Annotated in this window: 1 protein-coding gene; it reads left to right on the plus strand. The window is 63.7% G+C overall.

Annotation, left to right across the window (positions count from 1 at the left end):
* Window positions 1-65: 65 nt before the first annotated feature.
* A partial coding sequence (locus AB0H71_RS33910; RefSeq protein WP_357029682.1) for an acyltransferase domain-containing protein occupies window positions 66-1,137 on the plus strand: 1,072 nt, incomplete at its 3' end.

Consider the following 1,137-nt stretch of genomic DNA (forward strand, 5'->3'; position numbering starts at 1 on the left):
CACTGGCCGGACAGGCTGTGGCGGGCAATGTGGTGCAAGGGGTGGCACGCGGGCACGGAAAGACGGTGTTCGTGTTCCCCGGCCAGGGCGCGCAGTGGTTGGGTATGGGCCGGGAGTTGATGGCTACGTCGCCGGTGTTCGCGCAGATGATGGGTGAATGTGCCCAAGCGTTCGCGCCATTGGTGGATTGGTCGTTGCTCGATGTCATCGATGGCGAGGTCCGGGACGATGTTCTGAATCGGGTCGACGTGGTGCAACCGGCACTGTTCGCGGTGATGGTTTCGCTGGCGCAGTGGTGGCGTTCGGTGGGGGTAGAACCGGAGGCGGTGATTGGTCATTCGCAGGGTGAAATCGCAGCTGCGTATGTGGCCGGAGCACTGACACTCCACGACGCGGCCCGGGTGGTGATCTTGCGGGCGCAAGCCCTGACTGCTGTGGCGGGTCATGGTGGCATGGCCTCGGTGGCGTTGCCTGCTGAGATTGTCCGTGAACGTCTGGCTGGTCGTGGTGATCTGGCGGTCGCGGCGATCAATGGGCCGACTGCGACGGTGGTTTCCGGTGTTGGTGAGGCACTGGAGGGGTTTGTGAGTGATCTGGAAGCTGAAGGGGTACGAGTACGTCGTATCCCGGTGGATTACGGCTCGCATTCGTCGCAGGTTGATGCATTGCAGGAGTCGATTCTCGAGGTTCTCGACGGCATCACTGCTGTTTCCGCACCGCTGGAGTTCTATTCGACGGTAACCGGTGCCGTGCTCGACACCACCGTGCTCGATGCCGGGTATTGGTTCCGTAACTTGCGTGAAACCGTGGAATTCGATCAGGCGGTCCGTGCCCTGATCGATGCCGGGCACACCGTGTTCGTCGAGGTGAGTCCGCATCCGTTGTTGGCTCTGGCGATCGAGGAATCCGCCGAGACCGCTACCACCGAACCTGTGGTGGTGAGTTCGTTGCGTCGCGGCGAGGGCGGTCTGGACCGGTTGCTGGCGGCGGCTGCGCGGCTGGAAACCTGTGGCGCTGCTGCGGTGGCGTGGCCGGTGGTATTCGCGGGCCGGGCCCGACGAGTCGGGTTGCCGACCTATGCCTTCCAGCATCGCCGGTACTGGCTCGAAGCCGGATCCGGCAGTGGCGATGTCACCG

Origin of the sequence: Nocardia sp. NPDC050697 (assembly GCF_040654395.1) — a bacterium.
Lineage (GTDB): Bacteria > Actinomycetota > Actinomycetes > Mycobacteriales > Mycobacteriaceae > Nocardia.